This is a genomic window from Scytonema hankhaensis NUACC26, from assembly GCF_045865695.1.
Lineage (GTDB): Bacteria > Cyanobacteriota > Cyanobacteriia > Cyanobacteriales > Nostocaceae > Scytonema.
In genome coordinates this window covers 1-2,516 of sequence record NZ_BAACAP010000001.1, presented here as the reverse complement: position 1 = coordinate 2,516, position 2,516 = coordinate 1, and the positions used below count along the sequence as shown (strand labels likewise).

The following is a 2,516-nucleotide window of genomic DNA, read 5'->3' as shown; positions in this document are numbered from 1 at the left end:
CGATGGCTAAGGTCGGAGCGTCACCACTCCGCCTCGCCTACAAAACCGTGCTTGAGAGATTTCCCCTCACACGGCTCCTCGGTTGACTTGGTGTTTTTTCACACACACCTCGTTGCCCATCCTGCTTGTTAGCTTGGATGTTTGATTAGGGCTTAGGCGGTTAGAATAAGTTGTTCTATTTTCTAACTCTTTTTGCCTGAGAACGGATTTTTAAAGTCCCCCGTTGTCTTTGTGTCGTGGCAGTGTCTATGGAGTAACTGGATATTTGTGAGAGTATCTTTTCCGTTTTTTGATTTCGGGTTTACGTGGTCTAACTCCAGTAAATCTCCTTCCTTAAAGTACAGTCCACATTGGGCGCATTTTCCGTTTTGTCGTTTTAGTAACGTTGCCGTTCTTTGATTGGTTTCGGGGTGTCTGCCCATTCTTGTACTCCAATAGATAAAATCTCCGTCATAGGGACTTCGCCCCCCTTGCACCTTTGTGTGTCTCACGATTGGAGTTTCTTGGTGCGTTTTGAGGTGCATTCTTTTTATCCCCTTTTTCTTGCTACCAAAAACCCATCCTTCGGTTTGGATTAGCCAATATCTTCTGGCAATCCATTCACAGGATTTATTGGGGTGACGGAATTTTCCCCAAGCCACTAGCTGATGGTAGAGTATGTTATCTACCTTTTGAAAAGTCTCTTTGCTTACTACCGTGCTGTAATAGTTAGACCATCCCCTAATAGTGGGGTTGATGTGGCTGATTAGTGCTTCTTGATTTGCCCCTCTGTGTGTTCTAACAATATCTCTCAGCTTTTCGATATGTAGCTTGACTTTCTTTTGGCTTGGTTTGATGAGTGTTTTGAATTCAAGTGGTTTTCCATTGGAATTCTTTCCTGATTGGTGTTTGCCAACTGGAAATTGTCTAATTGTGAATCCAAGGAAGTCAAATCCGGCTGATTCTGTTCCATACTTGTTGAGGGTATGGGTTAGCCTGGTTTTACTTGGTTTCAATTCTAGGCTCATGCCTTTTAACCATTCGACTATAATCTGCTGGCATCTTTGGACTACGGCTAAATCCTTATGTAGAACGACGAAATCATCTGCATACCGAACTAAGGTTAACCCTTTTTGGGCGGTTATTCCTTTGTTGACTGCTTTCATAACTTCGGTTTCTAAGCCGTGGAGAGCTATATTTGCCAATAGCGGTGAAATTACCCCACCTTGCGGCGTACCCTCAGAAGTTGGGAACAATTGTCCCCCATCCATCACTCCCGCTTGTAACCATGCTCGAATTTGTCGGCGAATGGTGGGGAATGTATTTAGTTTTTCTAGCAGTGCCTTATGGTTAATGCGGTCGAAGCACTTTGATATATCGGCGTCCAGCACATATTTGGAACTGGTTTTAATTGCCTTGTATATTGCTTCAATCGCATCGTGGCATGACCGCCCTGGTCTAAAACCGTATGAGTTTGCCTCAAAATGGGCTTCCCATTCTGGTTCTAATACTAGTTTTACGAGCGCTTGAAGCGCTCTATCGTACATTGTGGGTATTCCTAATGGGCGTTTTTCCTCGGTTCCGGGTTTGGGAATCCATACCCTTCTTGTTGGTTTTGCTTTTCGGTTAAGTTTCAGTTTGGGTATTAATTCTAGCCTTTGTTTCGGAGTCAGTTTTTTGATTCCGTCTACTCCGGCTGTGGATTTACCCTGATTGTCCTGAGTCACCCGACGTACTGCTAACATTTTGGCTGACCAAGACCTCACCAATGTCTTTTGGAGTTTGCGGACTGCCTTGACATCTCCACGCTGTGAGGCTTTGTAGATTCGCTTTTGCAACTTAAAAACTCGGCGTTCTAGCTTTTGCCATTCTACTGAGTTCCATTCCACCATCGGTTGTGACCGTGTATTAGACTTATTTATTGCTACTTGTGACCCTACATTCCAAGCCACCGTGGGTCTGTTGGCATATCTTCAATCATTACAATGAAGCTTTTGCTTCTGACCCAATCCTTCCAACGCCTAGCATACGGTTAGCACCTACTGAGTATCGACCATCCCAGGGCTGTACGTTGGTTACTTCGTTTCTAACTTCCATTGGTTATAATCTTTAGGGTGGTACTGTACGCCGGGTTTTATGGAGATGCTTATGGGTCACAGATAAAATGCCCACTCCTTATCCTTTGCCTTTTTGGCTCTAGCCTTACACAGCCTTTATAGCTAGTTCAACTTAACGACGTTTTATCGTATCTTTAAGCTGACGCTTTACCCGTGGATTCTTGTTCACCGCGTTACCGGATTAGGCTTCCAGTTTTATCGGTTTGTTACCCCGCTACATTGGTCACTTGGGATTGCTACTTCCAAGTGTGGGGGACATACTGTCACCACTAGCATCTGTGGGAAGGGACTTGCTTTTACTGATATTTGCCAGTTGCTCACCCTTATGAAAGTTAAATTATCGGAGATTAATAAGTTTCCTTTTCTTTTCTCCGAGGTCATCCCTGTATATGTCTATACATTTCGACCAACGAATCGCAC

Annotated in this window: 1 protein-coding gene; it reads right to left on the bottom strand. The window is 44.2% G+C overall.

What is annotated here, in order from left to right; all coding sequences use genetic code 11:
• Nucleotides 1–182: 182 nt before the first annotated feature.
• Nucleotides 183–1,871 carry a group II intron reverse transcriptase/maturase gene (gene ltrA, locus ACKTT2_RS00005; RefSeq protein ID WP_407882702.1) on the bottom strand — a complete coding sequence of 563 codons (1,689 nt, stop codon included), beginning with the start codon at nucleotides 1,869–1,871 and terminating at the stop codon, nucleotides 183–185.
• Nucleotides 1,872–2,516 lie beyond the last annotated feature (645 nt).